General features: G+C 71.0%; 1 protein-coding gene. It reads left to right on the forward strand.

The genetic code is table 11. The annotated features are described in order from the left end of the window. The coding region (locus tag SB822_RS59170) for a 50S ribosomal protein L11 methyltransferase (RefSeq protein WP_410859385.1) at positions 1-188 on the forward strand (188 nt) is incomplete at its 5' end. Positions 189-252: the final 64 nt, after the last annotated feature.

Genomic DNA, 252 nt, shown 5'->3' on the forward strand with positions numbered 1-252 from the left:
CTTCGGCCCTGGATTTCCTCGCCCCGACCCTGGCCGCGCGGGTCGCGCCTGGCGGCCGCATCGCCCTGTCCGGCATCCTGCACGGCCAGGAAGGCGAGCTGCTGGAGCGCTACCAGGCCTGGTTCGACCAGCTCGAGTGCGAACAGGATGGCGACTGGATGCGCATCGAGGGCGTCCGCCGCGCCTGATCGCGCATTGCCTCGATGCCGTCGGCGATCTCGGCGGTACGCACCGCCGAGATCGCGTCGATCG

The sequence above is a fragment of the Paraburkholderia sp. SIMBA_054 genome, from assembly GCF_046534875.1.
GTDB lineage: Bacteria > Pseudomonadota > Gammaproteobacteria > Burkholderiales > Burkholderiaceae > Paraburkholderia > Paraburkholderia hospita.